The organism is Kitasatospora sp. NPDC096140 (genome assembly GCF_040303045.1).
GTDB lineage: Bacteria > Actinomycetota > Actinomycetes > Streptomycetales > Streptomycetaceae > Kitasatospora.
The window spans coordinates 138,240-152,953 of sequence record NZ_JBEOUW010000014.1; the positions used below are offsets into that span (position 1 = coordinate 138,240).

Annotated in this window: 10 protein-coding genes; 6 read left to right on the forward strand and 4 right to left on the reverse strand. The window is 73.1% G+C overall.

Going from position 1 to position 14,714, the window contains the following annotated elements:
- Window positions 1–10: 10 nt before the first annotated feature.
- The 3 genes from ABT048_RS17170 (at window position 11) to ABT048_RS17180 (ending at window position 6,143) form a co-directional block, all read left to right on the forward strand.
- Entirely contained in the window at window positions 11–2,983 is a 2,973-nt protein-coding gene (locus ABT048_RS17170; RefSeq protein WP_350522199.1) for an AfsR/SARP family transcriptional regulator, read from the forward strand.
- A gap of 574 nt (window positions 2,984–3,557) precedes the next feature.
- A complete protein-coding gene (locus ABT048_RS17175) occupies window positions 3,558–4,229 on the forward strand; it encodes a class I SAM-dependent methyltransferase (RefSeq protein ID WP_350522255.1) in 672 nt (223 codons plus the stop codon).
- A 69-nt stretch (window positions 4,230–4,298) separates the two neighbouring features.
- A complete protein-coding gene (locus tag ABT048_RS17180) occupies window positions 4,299–6,143 on the forward strand; it encodes an ATP-binding SpoIIE family protein phosphatase (protein ID WP_350522200.1) in 1,845 nt (614 codons plus the stop codon).
- Between the two features lie 114 nt (window positions 6,144–6,257).
- Here ABT048_RS17180 and ABT048_RS17185 read toward each other — a convergent pair whose 3' ends face one another.
- Complete coding sequence (locus tag ABT048_RS17185; protein WP_350522201.1) at window positions 6,258–8,441, reverse strand: MMPL family transporter; 2,184 nt, start codon at window positions 8,439–8,441, stop codon at window positions 6,258–6,260.
- A 138-nt stretch (window positions 8,442–8,579) separates the two neighbouring features.
- On the opposite strand from ABT048_RS17185, the gene ABT048_RS17190 reads away from it, so the two are divergent.
- Complete coding sequence (locus ABT048_RS17190; protein WP_350522202.1) at window positions 8,580–9,203, forward strand: TetR/AcrR family transcriptional regulator; 624 nt, start codon at window positions 8,580–8,582, stop codon at window positions 9,201–9,203.
- Window positions 9,204–9,227: 24 nt separating this feature from the next.
- Here the strand turns inward: ABT048_RS17190 and ABT048_RS17195 are convergent, their stop codons facing one another.
- Window positions 9,228–10,181, reverse strand: coding sequence for a LysR substrate-binding domain-containing protein (locus ABT048_RS17195; protein ID WP_350522203.1), 954 nt, complete (start codon window positions 10,179–10,181; stop codon window positions 9,228–9,230).
- A gap of 191 nt (window positions 10,182–10,372) precedes the next feature.
- Here ABT048_RS17195 and ABT048_RS17200 point away from each other — a divergent pair, with 191 nt between their 5' ends.
- Both ABT048_RS17200 and ABT048_RS17205 read left to right on the forward strand, forming a co-directional pair.
- Window positions 10,373–10,924: a peroxiredoxin gene (locus ABT048_RS17200; protein ID WP_350522204.1), complete on the forward strand. Its 552-nt coding sequence runs from the start codon at window positions 10,373–10,375 to the stop codon at window positions 10,922–10,924.
- 3 nt (window positions 10,925–10,927) lie between these two features.
- Window positions 10,928–11,470: an alkyl hydroperoxide reductase gene (locus ABT048_RS17205; protein WP_350522205.1), complete on the forward strand. Its 543-nt coding sequence runs from the start codon at window positions 10,928–10,930 to the stop codon at window positions 11,468–11,470.
- 149 nt (window positions 11,471–11,619) lie between these two features.
- Here ABT048_RS17205 and ABT048_RS17210 read toward each other — a convergent pair whose 3' ends face one another.
- Together ABT048_RS17210 and ABT048_RS17215 are read right to left on the reverse strand one after the other, a co-directional pair.
- Window positions 11,620–13,152 (reverse strand): AI-2E family transporter, encoded by a 1,533-nt coding sequence (locus ABT048_RS17210; protein WP_350522206.1) that lies wholly within the window; start codon window positions 13,150–13,152, stop codon window positions 11,620–11,622.
- 527 nt (window positions 13,153–13,679) lie between these two features.
- On the reverse strand, window positions 13,680–14,426 hold the full coding sequence (locus ABT048_RS17215) for an aggregation-promoting factor C-terminal-like domain-containing protein (protein ID WP_350522207.1): 747 nt from the start codon (window positions 14,424–14,426) through the stop codon (window positions 13,680–13,682).
- Between the last annotated feature and the right edge of the window lie 288 nt (window positions 14,427–14,714).

Here is a 14,714-nt window from a genome sequence, read left to right on the forward strand (position 1 = left end):
GGGGGACTTCATGGAGTTTCGGGAGACGCCGCAGGGCCCTGCGCTGCGCTTCCAAGTCCTCGGTCCGGTTCAGGCCTGGCTCGACGGAAAGCCCCTCTCCCTCGGCTCCCCCCAGCAGCAGGCGGTTCTGACCACCCTTCTGCTGCACTCCGGTCGCCCGGTCACCACGCAAGACCTGGTCGACTCCCTCTGGGGCGACCGGCCTCCGGCCCAGGCCGTGGCGGCGCTCCGCACCTACATCTCGCGCCTGCGCTCCGTCATCGAGCCCCGGCGGGAGGTGCGCCGCCCCGCCGAGCTCCTGGTCTCGGTCGCCGACGGCTACGCACTGCGCGTCCCGGGCGAGGCGCTCGACCTGACGGTCTTCGAGCGGCTCTCCTCCGAGGCCTCGGCCGCCCGCACGACCGGCGACAAACACGAAGCGCACCAGTTGCTGACGCAGGCGCTGGCCATGTTCAGCGGCCGACCCCTCACCGGCATTCCGGGCCCCTACGCCGACGCCCAGCGGCTGCGACTGGGAGAACGCCAGGTGGCGGCCTCGGAGGAGCTGTGCACCGTCGCCCTCGACATCGGCCTGCACGCGGAGATCGTCGGCGAGCTCAACACCCTGACGGCCGAACACCCGCTGCGCGAGCGGCTGCGCGAGCTGCTGATGCTGGCGCTGTACCGCTGCGGGCGCCAGGCCGAGGCGCTCGGCGTCTACACCGACACCCGCAAGCTGCTGATCGAGGAGCTCGGGGTCGAACCGGGTGCGGGCCTGTCCGCGATCCACACCCGCATCCTGGCGGCCGATCCCGATCTCGTCCTTCCGGCCGCACCCGCCCCCGCGCCCCGCGAGGAGGGTCCGGCCGCTCCGCCGGCTCCGGCCCAACTGCCCGCTGACGTCTCGGACTTCAGCGGTCGAACGGAACTGGTGGGCGACCTCTCCACCGTCCTGATGAACGCCACCGGCCAGGCCGTGGTGGTCACCTCCCTGGCCGGAATCGGCGGCGTCGGCAAGACCACCCTCGCGGTGCACGTCGCCCACCGCGTCCGCGCCGAGTTCCCGGACGGCCAGCTGTACGTCGACCTGCGCGGGGCCGGCGCCTCGCCCGCCGACCCGGTCGTCGTCCTCGGCGACTTCCTGCACGCCCTCGGCGTCACCGAGAACCCCGACTCGCTCGAACAGCGCGCCGCCCTCTACCGCTCGCTGCTCGCCAACCGGCGGATGCTCATCCTGCTCGACAACGCGCGGGACGCCGACCAGATCCGACCGCTGATCCCCGGCGTCTCCGGCTGCGCCGTGCTCGCCACCAGTCGCTCCCGGCTGGCCGGCATCCCGGGCGCCCAGCTGTTCGACGTGGAGGAGCTGACCCCGGACGAGGCGCTGGCGCTCTTCTCGGCCATCGTCGGCGAGCAGCGGGTCGCCGCCGAGTCGGAAGCGGCCATGAAGGTGGTCGCCGCCTGTGGCTTCCTGCCGCTCGCCGTCCGCATCGCCGCCGCCCGGCTGGCCAGCCGACCGCGCTGGAGCGTCTCCGACCTGGCCCGCCGGTTAGCGGACCAGCGCCGACGGCTGGACGAACTCCAACTCGGCAACCTCGCCGTGGAGACCACCATCGGGCTCGGCTACGGACAGCTGTCCACCGACGAGGCCCGCGCCTTTCGACTCCTCGCCCTGATCGACTCCCCCGACATCCCGCTGGCGGCCGCCGCGGCGCTGCTCGGCGTGGACGAGTACACCGCCGAAGACCTCGCGGAGGCGCTGGTCGAGGCGAACATGCTGGAGTGCTTCACCCCGGGCCGCTACCGCTACCACGACCTGCTCCGGCTGTACGCCCAGCGGCAGAACGAGCGGATCGGGGACGCCGCGGAGCAGGAACGGGCGGTGCTGCGACTGCTCGACCTGCTCGTTCCGACCGTCCGCAACGCGGCCCAGGTCATCGAGCCCGACGACCGTCTCCCGGAACCGCTCAATCCGTTGAGTTCCTCGGGCCTGAACCTGCCGACGAGCCAGGACGCGCGGCAATGGCTCCGGACCGAGATCACCTTCCTGCTCAGCACGGTCGAGGCGGCCGTCCGAGGGCCGGGCTTCGTCCTGCGACCGGCCGTCGACCTGCTGATCGTCCTGAACAGCCTGGTCGAGGATCCCACCCACGGCTCCCGCGTGCGCCGCTCCCTGGAGACCGCCGAACAGAATGCCGCTGCCTCCGGGGACTCCGCCGCGCTCGCCCGGGTGCACTTCGCCTTCGGAACGCTCCAGTCGATCACCAATGACTTCCAGGGCGCCGAACGGTCGCTCCGGAACAGCCTGAGCCTTCAGGGTGCCGAGGAGATGACCATTCTTCGGTCGGCGACGACGAACGATCTGGGCATCATCCTCAGCCTGACGAACCGCCCGGCCGAGGCCATCTCGTTCTTCGAGCAGGCCCTCGCCATCAGCCGGGTGGTGCGCGTTCCGATCAACGAGGCCCGGCTGCTCGGCAACATGGCCCGGGCGCAACTGAGACTGGGCGACACCGAGACGGCGGTGCGCTCGGTCATCGAAGCGGTCACGACGGCCCGGACGTCGAGGAACGGCCCGTGCCTCGCCGACACCCTCTACCAAACGGGCGTGGTGCTCTCCTCCACCGATGAGCCGGGAGCAGCCGTCGAGTACCTGCGCGAGGCGCACCAGCTGTTCCAGTCCCACCAGAACCCCCTCTGGGAGGGCTACACCCTGGCCCGCCTCGCCTCCGCCCTGCTCGCCGCCGGGCAGCACGCCGACGCCGCCGAGGCGGCCGGCGAGTCGCTCGCGATCGGCCAGGAGATGGACTCCGCCTACTGCCAGGGCCTGGCCAACGCCGCGCTGGGCGAGGCGTTGCTCGCCCTCGCCCAGCCCGCTCGCGGGCTCGCGTGCCTCCAGGAGGCGCACGCGATCTTCACGCGGCTCGGTGTGCCAGAGGCCTCCCCCGTGGCGGACCTCATCGCCCAGCAGCACACCGAGCCCTTCTCTCCCCCCGCGCCGTAAGGCCTCCGCTCCCCACGGAGAACCTCCCCCGATCCGCGCGTCGGCGCTCCCGCAGCCCCCCGGCTGCGGGAGCGCCCTCAACGCTTCCCCGGCGCTGGACTCCACTGTGCACCGGACCGATTGACGTTCGATAAACGACCGACAGTCTGCCTGCGGACCGGAGAAACCGCAGGTCAGCGGCGCCACCCCGGCGCGCCGTACGGCGTGCGGGGTCCGGCGCACCACCCCTGCCCGCACCGTCGTGCTTCCGCAACCCCGGCCACATCGACCCAAGCGCGACGAGTTGGCCGGAAAGGGACCCCACGACGCAGTGATCACGCATATTCTCAGATGCCAGTACGCACACGAGTGTCTGCCGCAGAGCGGGTCTGGGTGCAGTCGTCTCTGTGCTGCGGGGAGCGTGACACACCGCCACCGGCAGCGGCCCGCGGGGCCGCAGAGGAGCCGACCGGAGGCCACGGGTGGAAGGGTGCCTCTCAACGTGACGACCGGACAGATATCGGACGCGTTCCCCGTCGGCGAGGACGCGGGGGACGACCAACCCGAGGTACGACGGCGCCGCGCGGCCCGGGCCCTGCAGGCGGTCGCCTTCGACACCATCGGCGCGGGGTACGGCGAGGCGTTCCCCGCCAAGGACGGGCAGCTGGCCTGCGGCCGGCGGCTGCTCGCCGAGCTCGAACCCGGCGCCCGGGTCCTGGACGTGGGCTGCGGCACCGGCGAGCCGACCGTCCGCCAGCTGGCCGGGGCCGGGCTGCGGGTGACCGGTGTGGACCTCTCCGACGTGATGCTGTCCCTGGCCCGGCGGGCGGCGTTCCCCGGCTCGTTCCCGCCGGTGTTCCATCGGATCGACCTGTACGATCTGGCCACCGCGCGCGCCGACCGGGCCTGGAACGCCCCCGGGCTCGGCCCCGACGGCCACGGCGCCTTCGCCGCCGTCACCGCCTTCTTCTCGTTGATCCTGCTGCCGCAGGACGAGATCCCCACCGTTCTCCGGCGCCTGCGCGAACTCCTGCGGCCGGGCGGACTGCTGGCGCTCGGTATGGTCGAGGCGGACCTGGATCACGTTCCGCTTCCGTTCCTTGGCAGAGAGCTGCGGATCAGTGGGTATCTGAGGGAGGATCTGGAGCGGGTTCTGGTCGCGGCCGGCTTCGCCGTCGAGGAGTGTTCGGGGCATCCGTACGCGCCGGCCAGTACCTCGCTGCCGCCGGAGGAACAGCTGTTCCTGTGCTGTCGACGCGTCGGCTGACCGACCGATCGACCGGAACACGAACCCCCGGAACACCCACCGACCACACCGAATCCAGGACAGGCAGCCGTGCGCGACCAGCTCAAGACCGAGGCGGAGCAGCCGCCCGCCGTCCCGGGCCAGCGCCGCCAGGTCCCGGCCCGGGCGCAGGCCCCGACGAGGACGCCGGCCGCGCGGCCGGAGCGCGCCGACGTGGCGGACCGCCTCGCGTACCTCGACTCGGCGACCCGGCGGATCAACAGCGCCCTCGACCTGGCCGCGACGCTGCGCAACATCGGCCGGGTGCTGGTCCCGACCCTGGCCGACGCCGCCGTGGTCCACCTCCGCGACCCGCTGCCCAACGTCGAACGCGAGCCCGGCTTCCCGGAGGAGCTGCGGATCCACCACAGCACCGGCACCCGGATCGGCCGCCGCGGCCGCCCGGGCGGCTTCGACGACCGGCGCCGCTCCCGCTACGGCGCCCGCTCGACGGCCGACAGCGGCCCGGCCACCCCGGTGACCCGCGGCGGGGCGCTCGCGCATGCCCTGCTGAGCCGTCGCCCCGCCGAAGCGGCCGTCCTCGGCACGCCCGGCGCCGAGCGCACCGAGGTGCTGCTGCGCGAGCTGTACGGCACCCGCGGGGTGGCGCGGCTGGCCGCGGGCACCTCCGTGGTCGCCCTGCCGCTGCGCGGCCGCAAGGCCGTCCTCGGACTGCTGGTGCTGATCCGCCGCCCTCCCGAACGCACCGGCCGCCCGGTCTTCGACGCCGCGGACACCGCGACCGCGGCGCACCTCGCCACCCAGGCCGGGCTGGCCGTGGACACCGCCCTGCGGTACGCCCGCGAGTGGGAGATAGCCAACGAACTCCAGCGCAGCATGCTGCCGTTGCGCCTGCCGCAGCCGCACGGGGTCCGGATCGCCCAGCGCTACCTGCCCGGCGAGCGCGGCGCGCAGGTCGGCGGCGACTGGTACGACGCCGTGCCGCTGCCCGGCAACCGGGTCGCCCTGATCGTCGGCGACGTGATGGGCCACTCGCTCACCTCGGCCGCCATCATGGGCCAACTGCGCACCAGCGCCCAGACCTTGGCCGCCCTCGACCTGCCGCCGCACGAGGTGCTCTACCACCTGGACGAGCAGGCCCAGCGGCTCGGCCGCGAACAGCACCTGGCCACCTGCGTGTACGCGGTCTACGACCCGATCGCCAACCGGGTGGTGCTGGCCAACGCCGGGCACGTCCCACCGGTGCTGGTCCGCCCGGACGGGACGGCCGAGCTGGTGGAGCTGGACTCCGGGGCGCCGATCGGGGTCGGCGGGGTGGACTTCAACTCGGTGGAACTGCCCGCGCCGCCCGGCTCGGCGCTGCTGCTGTTCACCGACGGCCTGGTGGAGACCCGCACCCGCCCGATCAGCGACGGCCTGGAGGTGCTGCGCGCCCGGATCGCCGCCGCCCGCTGGCAGTCCCCCGAGCAGCTGTGCATGGAGGCGCTGCGGATCCTGCCGCCCGGCGACCGCGGGGACGACATCGCCCTGCTCGGCGCCTGCTTCGACGGCATCCCGGCCGGGGACGTCGCGCACTGGTACCTGCAGCCGCGCAACGAGACGCCGGGCCGGGCGCGCCGGCTGGCCGCGCACACCCTGCGCCGCTGGGGGCTGGACGAGCTCAGCGAGGCGACCGCGCTGATGGTCAGCGAGCTGGTGACCAACGCCGTCCAGCACGCGACCCGGCCGATCACCCTGAGTCTGGTGCGCACCACCCGGCTGCGCTGCGAGGTCGGCGACGACAGCCCGCTGCTGCCGCGCCCGCGCCGGGCCGGCCCGGAGGACGAGCGCGGGCGCGGGCTGCAGATAGTGGCGAGGTGCGCGGACCGCTGGGGCGCGACGCGGCTGGGCACCGGCAAGGTGGTCTGGTTCGAGCAGCGGCTGCCGCAGCCGTAGGCCGCCCGACGGCCGCGCCCGACGGGACATGCGCCGGCGCCCGGCGGAAGTGATCCCACCGGGCGCCGCTCGGACACCTCCCGGGCGCCTCCCGGGCGCCCTCGACCGGGGTGTTCAGACCCCGACCGGCTCCTTCGCGGGCTGCTCCTGCAGCCGCGCGATCAGCTGCTCGCCCTCCATGTCCACCCTCGGCACGACCTTCTCCAGCGGCTTCGGGAACCACCAGGCGGCCCGGCCGAACAGCGCCATCGCGGCCGGCACCAGCGCCATCCGCACCACGAAGGCGTCCACCAGCACGCCCACCGCGAGGGCGAATCCGATCGGCTGGACGATCGGGTCGTGGCCGAAGACGAAGGCCCCGAAGACCGAGATCATGATCAGCGCGGCCGCCGTCACCACCCGGGCGCCGCCCTTGACCCCGCCCACGACCGCCTCGCGCGGCGCCTTGCCGTGGACGTGCTGCTCCTTCATCCCGGAGACCAGGAACAGCTCGTAGTCCATCGCCAGCCCGAACAGCACCCCGATCAGCAGGATCGGCACGAAGCTGACCACCGGGCCGACCTTCGGCACGTCGATCACGCCGTCCAGCCAGCCCCACTGGTAGACCGCGACCACCGCGCCGAGCGAGGCGCCGATGCTGAGCAGGAAGCCGAGCACCGCCTTGATCGGCACGAGCACCGAGCGGAAGGCCAGCGCGAGCAGCACCAGCGCGATGCCGACGATCACGGCGACGAACGGCGGCAGGGCCTGGCCGAGCTTGGTGGAGACGTCGATGTTGGCGGCGGCGGTGCCGGTGACGGCGATGTCCGCGCCGGTGGCGGACTTCAGCTCGGCGCGCTGCCCGCGGATCTCGTCGACCAGCGCCTTGGTGCCCTCGTCGTCCGGTCCGGTCCGCGGGATGACGGGCACCAGCGCGGTCCGGCCGCTCGGGTCGACCTGCGGCGGCAGCAGCGTCCGGACGCCCTCCAGGCTCTGCAGCCTGCCCGCCACGCCCTGCACCGCCTGCTCGGGGTGCGGCGCGCCCTGGGCGTCCACGACCACCACCAGGGGCGCGTTGAAGCCGGGCCCGAAGCTGTCGCTGACCAGGTCGTACGCCTTGCGCGCGTCCGTCCCGACGGCCTGCGAGCCGCCGCCCGGCAGGCCGAGGTCCAGACTCGCCGCGGGCACCGCCATGACGCCCAGCCCGGCCAGGCCGACGAGCAGGACGGGCAGCGGCCGGCGGACCACGAAGCGGGCCCAGCGCTCGCCCATGGTGGTCCTGCCGGAGGTGCGCAGGGCCCGCTTCCAGACCGGCAGCCGGTCGACGGCGCGGCCGACGAAGCCCAGCACCGCGGGCAGCAGCGTGATCGCGACCAGCACGGCCACCACGACGGCGCCGGAGGCGGCCAGGCCCATCACGGTGAGGAACGGGACGCCCGCGACGGCGAGCCCGGCGAGCGCGACGACCACGGTCAGGCCGGCGAAGACGACGGCGCTTCCGGCGGTCGCGGTGGCACGGGCGGCGGCCTCCTCCGGCTCCAGTCCCTCGTCCAGGTGGCGCCGGTGACGGAACAGGATGAACAGCGCGTAGTCGATGCCGACCGCGAGGCCGACCATCAGGGCCAGCACCGGTGCGGTGGTGATGATCTGGAACGAGCCGGTGAGCGCCAGCAGTCCGGCCATCGCCACGGCGACGCCGACCAGCGCGGTCAGCAGCGGCAGCCCGGCCGCGACCAGCGTGCCCAGGGTGATCACCAGCACCACCCCGGCCACCACCAGGCCGATCGACTCGGAGCCGCCCTCGATCTGGGCGAACTTGTTGTACGCGTCGCCGCCGAAGGCCACGTCCAGCCCGGCCGCGCGGGCCGGTTCGGCCGCCGCCCGGACCGCGTCGCGCTGCTGGTCGGTGACGTCGGCGAGCTTGTGGTCGAAGGAGACCAGGGCGATCGTCACCCGGCCGTCGGGCGAGACGGCGCCGGTCGCGTACGGGTCGGGCACCGCGGCCACACCGGGGACGTGGGCGATCCGGTCGACGGCCGCGCCGACCGCCGCGGCCGCCTCGGGCGCGGTGGCACCGCCGGGCGCGGGGGCGGCGAAGACGACCTGGGCGGATGCGTGACCCTGCGCCGGGAAGGTGTCCTTGATCCGGTCCAGCGTCGTCTGCGCCTCGGTGCCGGGCACCTTGAACTCGTCGCTGGTCTTGCCGGCGAACGCACCCGCGGCCCCGCCGACCGCGATCAGCACGGCGATCCAGACGGCCAGGACGGCACGCCTTCGGCGGAAGCAGAAGCGGCCCAGTCGGTACAGGTACGTGGCCATGGGTGGTCCCTCGGAGTCGGTCAGGACAGGTCTCGCTCCACCGTACGCGCAACCTTGTCGCGTGACAAAGTCGACCGACAGATGCATTTGACCGAATCATCTGACACAGTTGGCCGACCATGGCGATACCCTGGCTGGATGGCTCATGTCCCCGCCTCCGAACGCCGCCCGCAGCTGGTCCAGGCCGCCATCGACCTGATGGCCCGGGAGGGGATCGCCGCCGGCAGCACCCGCGCGATCGCGGCCGAACTGGGCGTGGCACAGGCGACGGTGCACTACACCTTCGGCACCAAGAAGGACCTCTACCGGGCGGTGATCGAGCAGCTGACCGCCGAGTTCATCGGCTACGTCCGCGACGCCTACCCCGGCGACGGCTCCTTCACCGAGCAGGTCAGGACGCTGGTCCACGCGCTCTGGGAGAGCTCGACGGGCCCGGACGGCCGCTGCCAGCTCCTCACCGAGTTCTCGGCGCTGGCGATGCGCGACCCCGACCTGCAGGAGATCATGCGGGGGCTCCAGCAGGAGAGCGAGGGCACCGCGACCGAGATGATCACCGCGCTCGCCGCGGCGCACGGCCTGCAACTCGCCACGCCCGCCGAGGAGATCGCCGTCCACTTCCTGACCGGGTTCCACGGCCTGACCGACCGTTACCTGTCGCTGCGCGCTCCCGGCGAGCAGCCCGGCCCGGACACCCTGCGGGCGCTGGACGTCCTGGTGGCCACCGCGGTCGGACTCTGCCTGGGCACGCCCGCCGACCTCTAGGAGCCCGCGCGGCGGCCCCTCCGCTCAGGAACCGATGATCCGGACCGGCAGTTCGACCAGCACCTCGCGCAGCGCCGCCGCGAAGCGCTCGTACTCGTCGCCGCGGGCCGAGCCGGGGCGGACGGCCAGACCGATCCGGCGGCCGGGCGCCGGCTCGGCGAAGCGGACGGCGGCGAGCCGGTCGCTGCGCCCGGCCTCGACGTCCAGCGCCGTGGCGGGCAGCAGGGTCACCCCGAGGCCGCCGGCGACCAGCTGGACCAGCGTGGACAGCCCGGCCGCACGGGTGGTCGAGCCCGCCGGGTCGGCGCCGACCTCGCGGCAGATGTCCAGCGCCTGGTCGCGCAGGCAGTGGCCCTCCTCCAGCAGCAGCACGTCCAGGTCGAGCAGCACGTCGCGCGGGACGTCGACCCGCCCGGCGAGCGGATGGTCGGTCGGCGTGATCAGGACGAAGTCCTCGTCGAAGAGCGGGATGTCCAGGGTCGGGGAGGCCCCGCCGGCCGGGAGCGCGAGCAGCAGGACGTCCAGGCGCCCCGAGGCCAGGCCCTCCAGCAGCGAGGGGGTGCGCTCCTCGTGGACGTGCGGCTCCAGCTCCGGGAAGCGGTCGCGGACCAGCCGCAGCACGGTGGGCAGCAGGTAGGGCGCGACGGTCGGGATGACGCCCAGGTGCAACGGCCCGGTGAACGGGCGGCGGGCGGCCTCGACCTCCTCGGTGAGCGCCTGCAGCGAGGCGAGCACCCGACGGGCGTGCTGGTGCACCCGCTCCCCCAGCGGCGTGACGATCACCCTGCGCGTCGTACGCTCGACCAGCTGCGCGCCCAGCGACTCCTCCAGTGCCGCGACCGCGCCGGACAGTGCGGGCTGGCTGGTCCCGGTCGCCGCCGCGGCCTCCCGGAAGTGCCGGTGCTCGGCCACCGCGACGAAGGCCCGCAGCTGGGCGACGGTCGGGGTGCGCGGACTGCGGACCGTGGCACTCGTCACAGTCGGGTCGGCCTTGGCGGCGGCGCTCCGCCGGGAGCCCGGCCGCGACGTGGGGGATTCGGTACTGATAGCAATCTCCGATCAGACACATCCAGTGTAGCTATTTCCCTGATCAGTCCACGATGTGGAATCGTGCTGGGTGTCCGGAATCCGGACAAAGCTCCCCTCATCTCACTTCAGGAGAAGCGAACGTGCTCACGATCGGTGACAAGTTCCCCGAGTTCGACCTCAAGGCCTGTGTCGACCTGGACGCCGCGAGCGCCTTCGCTGACATCAACCACAAGACCTACGAGGGAAAGTGGAAGATCGTCTTCTTCTGGCCGATGGACTTCACCTTCGTCTGCCCGACCGAGATCGCCGCGTTCGGCAAGCTGAACGACGAGTTCGCCGACCGTGACGCCCAGGTCCTCGGCGTCTCCGGCGACTCCGAGTTCGTGCACCACGCCTGGCGCAAGGACCACAAGGACCTGCGCGACCTGCCCTTCCCGATGCTGGCCGACATCAAGCACGACCTGATGCGCGCCTGCGGCGTCGAGGCCGAGGACGGCACCGCCCAGCGCGCCGTCTTCATCGTCGACCCGAACAACGAGATCCAGTTCGTCATGGTGACCGCCGGCTCCGTCGGCCGTAACCCCAAGGAGGTCCTGCGGGTGCTGGACGCCCTGCAGACCGACGAGCTGTGCCCGTGCAACTGGAACAAGGGCGAGGACACCCTCGACGCCCAGGCCCTGCTGGCGGGCTGACCCATGGCTCTCGACGACCTGAAGGCCGCCCTCCCGGACTACGCCAAGGACCTCAAGCTCAACCTGGGCTCGGTCATCGGCAACTCCGACCTCCCCGCCCAGCAGCTCTGGGGCACCGTGCTGTCCTGCGCGATGGCCAGCCGCAGCGCCGGTCTGCTGCGCGAGCTGGAGCCGGAGGCCAAGGCCAACCTCTCCCCCGAGGCGTACACCGCCGCCAAGGGCGCGGCCGCGATCATGGGGATGAACAACGTCTACTACCGGACGCTGCACCTGCTCTCCGACAAGGAGTACAGCACGATGCGGGCCGGTCTGCGGATGAACATCATCGGCACCCCGGGCGTCGAGAAGGTCGACTTCGAGCTCTGGTGCTTCGCCGTCTCGGCCATCAACGGCTGCGGCCAGTGCCTCGACTCGCACGAGGCCGTCCTGCGCAAGGCCGGCGTCGAGCGTGAGGTCATCCAGGCCTCGATGAAGATCGCCGCCGTCCTGCAGGCCGTGGCCGGCGTCCTCGACTCCGAGGCCGCCCTCGCCGACGTCACCGCCTGACGCACCCGGCACCCGAGCGGGCCCCCTCCCGGACACACGTCCGGGAGGGGGCCCGTCGCCGTTTCCCGGTACGCCCGCGCCGCGCCGACCCTCCGGCACCCGGGCGGCTGCCCGGGCCGGTCCGTCCGCGGCCGTCCGTCCCGCGCGGGTCAGTCCGCGGCGGGCTGGGCGACCGGGCTCGGCTGGACCGCCTGGTTCGGCTGGGCCGCAGCCGTGGGGTGGGTGGCGGCGGTGCGCTCGGCGGCCTCGCGGGCGGCTTCGAGGGCGACGAACACGGCCTGGCCGGCCTCGTTGCGACGGCGGAGGTGGGTGATCACGGTGTTGGTGACGGCGATCAGCGGGACGGCGACGACCGCGCCGCCGATGCCGCCGATGATGCCGCCGGCCGCGACACCGAGGACCACGCCCAGCGGGTGCACCCGGACGGCCCGGCCGAGGATCAGCGGCTGCAGGATGTGGCTCTCGACCTGCATCACCGCGATCAGCACCACCAGCACCATCAGCGCCGTCCACGGCCCCTGGGTGACCAGGGCGATCAGCACCGCGACGGTGCCGGTGACCAGTGCGCCGACCAGCGGGACGAAGGCGCCCAGGAAGATGATCACGGCCAGCGGCATCGCCAGCGGGACGCCCAGCAGGTCGATGCCGATCCCGATGCAGACCGCGTCGATGAAGGCCACGCACACGGTGCCGCGCACGTAGGCGGTGAGCGTCGCCCAGGCCTTCGGGCCGGCGCCGGCCATCGCGAAGCGGGAGTGCCGGGGCAGCCCGCGCAGCGCCCAGTTCCAGATCCGCTCGCCGTCGTAGAGGAGGAAGAAGGTGGTGAAGAAGGTCATCAGCAGCGCGGTCAGCACCTCGACGGCGATCTGCGCGCCGGTGATCGAGGCCGAGGTGAGCTGATCGGTGTTGGTGGTGATCGCCTTGGTGATCTGGTCGGCGAAGTCCTTGATCTGCTGCTGGGTCAGGTGCAGCGGCCCGGTGATCAGCCAGTCCCGCAGCTGGTTGACACCGTCCTTGACCTGGGCGGTGACGTCCGGCAGGTTGGTGCTCACCTGCCAGACCACGAACCAGCCGACCAGTCCGATCCCGGCCAGACCGCTCAGGAAGACCACGCCGGCCGCCAGCGAGCGCGGCGCCCCGTGCCGGCGCAGCCAGGACACCGAGGGCTCCAGCAACGCGGCGATCAACAGCGAGGCCAGCACCGAGAAGGCGACCAGCCGCAGCATGTCGACCACGTAGAAGACGACGTAGAGCGCGGCGCCGAGCAGCAGCAGTCGCCAGGTCGACTCGGCGGCCACCCGCAGTCCCCACGGCACCGCCTCGGCGGGGGTGGCGGGCCGACCGGGGTGGTACTCGCGGCCGAGCCCGGCGTGCACGGTGGGCTCGGTGGGCGCGGCCGGAGCCGGTGCGACGGGTGCGGGCGCCTCGACGACCGGCGCCCCCACCGGCACCGCCGGCGCCGGGGCGGGGTCGGCCCTGGGGACCGGCACCGGGCCGGACGCCTCGACGGCCGGCACGGGCCCCTCGACGAGCGTGTGACCCTCCGTGAGCACGGGCACGGCGAGTTCGTGCGGGTCGGCCGCCATCGCGGCGCGTCTGCGCCGTTCGATCACGGCGGCCGCGCTCGCCACCACGGCCATGCCCTTGGCCACGGCCTTGAAGGCCTTTCCGCCCCGCGCCATCCTCGCTACCACCGCTCCCCTGCCCGGTCCGCCGTGCCCGGCGGTACGCCGCGGGTCCTGCCGCGGCCGTCAGGGATGACGCTACCCGGCGAGGGTGCGGCGAGTCCGGCCGCCGGTCAGTTCGATTCGACGACCTCACTCCGGAAACCAGGGCAAATCGCCATGTTCCCGCTGGTTTCGGATGCACTTCGCTGGGGAGGAGTCGGGACGAGACCCCGGAGAGCACGGCTCCGGAGGGCATCGAGAGCCAACTGCCGGCGGACCGGCCGGTGCGGGGAGCAACCAGGACCCCTCCCCGCGCCCCGCGTCCGCATCCAGGACCGCACCGCCCGAGAGCGCACTGGTCAGCGCAGCCCGGGCGGCGCGGTTCGTCTGCTCCCGCCGGCACGCCGGCGGCCGGCCGCCCCGGCCCAGGAACGGCAACGGCAACGGCAACGGCCCAGGAACAGCGACGGCCCCGGCCGCCCGCCCGGGAAGGGCGAGCGGCCGGGGCCGTACGGAGTGCGCCGCCGCAGCGGCAGCCGCTCCTAGTACCAGCTGTGGGCCTGCCAGAACGACCAGGCGCCGCAGGGGCTGCCGTAGCGGCTATTCATGTAGTTGAGGCCCCACTGGATCTGGGTGGCCGGGTTGGTGCGCCAGTCGGCGCCGACCGAGGCCATCTTCGAGCCGGGCAGCGCCTGGACGAGGCCGTACGCGCCGGAGCTCTTGTTGGTCGCGGTGTAGTCCCAGCCGCTCTCGCGCTTCACGATCTGGCTGAAGCACTGGAACTGGGCGTCGTTGCCGACGATCTGCCGGGCCAGGTCCTGGACCGAGCCGGGGCTGACCGAGACCGGGGGCGTGCTGGTGCTGCCGTCGACAGCAGTCATCGCCGAACGGGCCTTCGACCGGTTGGCGGCCTCGGCGGCGGCCTTGCGGGCGTCGTCGGCAGCCTTGGCAGCCTTGTCCGCGTCGGCCTTGGCCTGGGCGTCGGCCTTCGCCTGGGCGTCCGCGGCGGCCTTCTGGCGCGCGGCCTCCTCGGCGGCCTTCTGCTCCGCGGCGGCCTTGGCAGCTGCGTCGGCGGAGGCCTGCTGGGCGGTCGCCTGCTGGCCGATGTTGTCACTGATGGTCTGCGCCTGGGCGCCAGAGGGGACTTCGGCAAGCAGGGTCGCGCCGGCGACGTCGACCGTCTGCGTGGTCTTGCCCTCGCTGCCCGAGGCCATACCAACGACGGCACCGACAGCGGTGACGGCGGTGGCGGAGGCCACAGCAACTCCCCGGACCGAGATCCGAGTCACATGGATTCCTTCCAGCATCGCCCACGCGTGACCGTGCGGACGCAACATGCCCCTTGGCACGGACCTCCGCACGGTGCTCTGGTCACGGGAGGTGCTGGCCCGGCGTCCGGTGCCGAGGTGAGGCGACCGGGCGTTGGAATCGGGCGGCGTACGGCTCATCGGTGTTCAATTATGCGTCCACCGACCGGAGTTGGCGGACCTTCCGGGCCTGACTCCCGGGGTCCGGAAGCCCTGCCGCGCCGTACGCGGGGCCTGACAGAACCCTCACCATGCCGCACGGGACACCGC

Coding starts and splice junctions, on each gene's coding strand:
- ABT048_RS17170 (WP_350522199.1), top strand. CDS start 11: ATGGAGTTTCGGGAGACGCCGCAGGGCCCTGCGCTGCGCTTCCAAGTC.
- ABT048_RS17185 (WP_350522201.1), bottom strand. CDS start 8,441: ATGGCCACGTACCTGTACCGACTGGGCCGCTTCTGCTTCCGCCGAAGG.
- ABT048_RS17190 (WP_350522202.1), top strand. CDS start 8,580: ATGGCTCATGTCCCCGCCTCCGAACGCCGCCCGCAGCTGGTCCAGGCC.
- ABT048_RS17205 (WP_350522205.1), top strand. CDS start 10,928: ATGGCTCTCGACGACCTGAAGGCCGCCCTCCCGGACTACGCCAAGGAC.
- ABT048_RS17210 (WP_350522206.1), bottom strand. CDS start 13,152: ATGGCGCGGGGCGGAAAGGCCTTCAAGGCCGTGGCCAAGGGCATGGCC.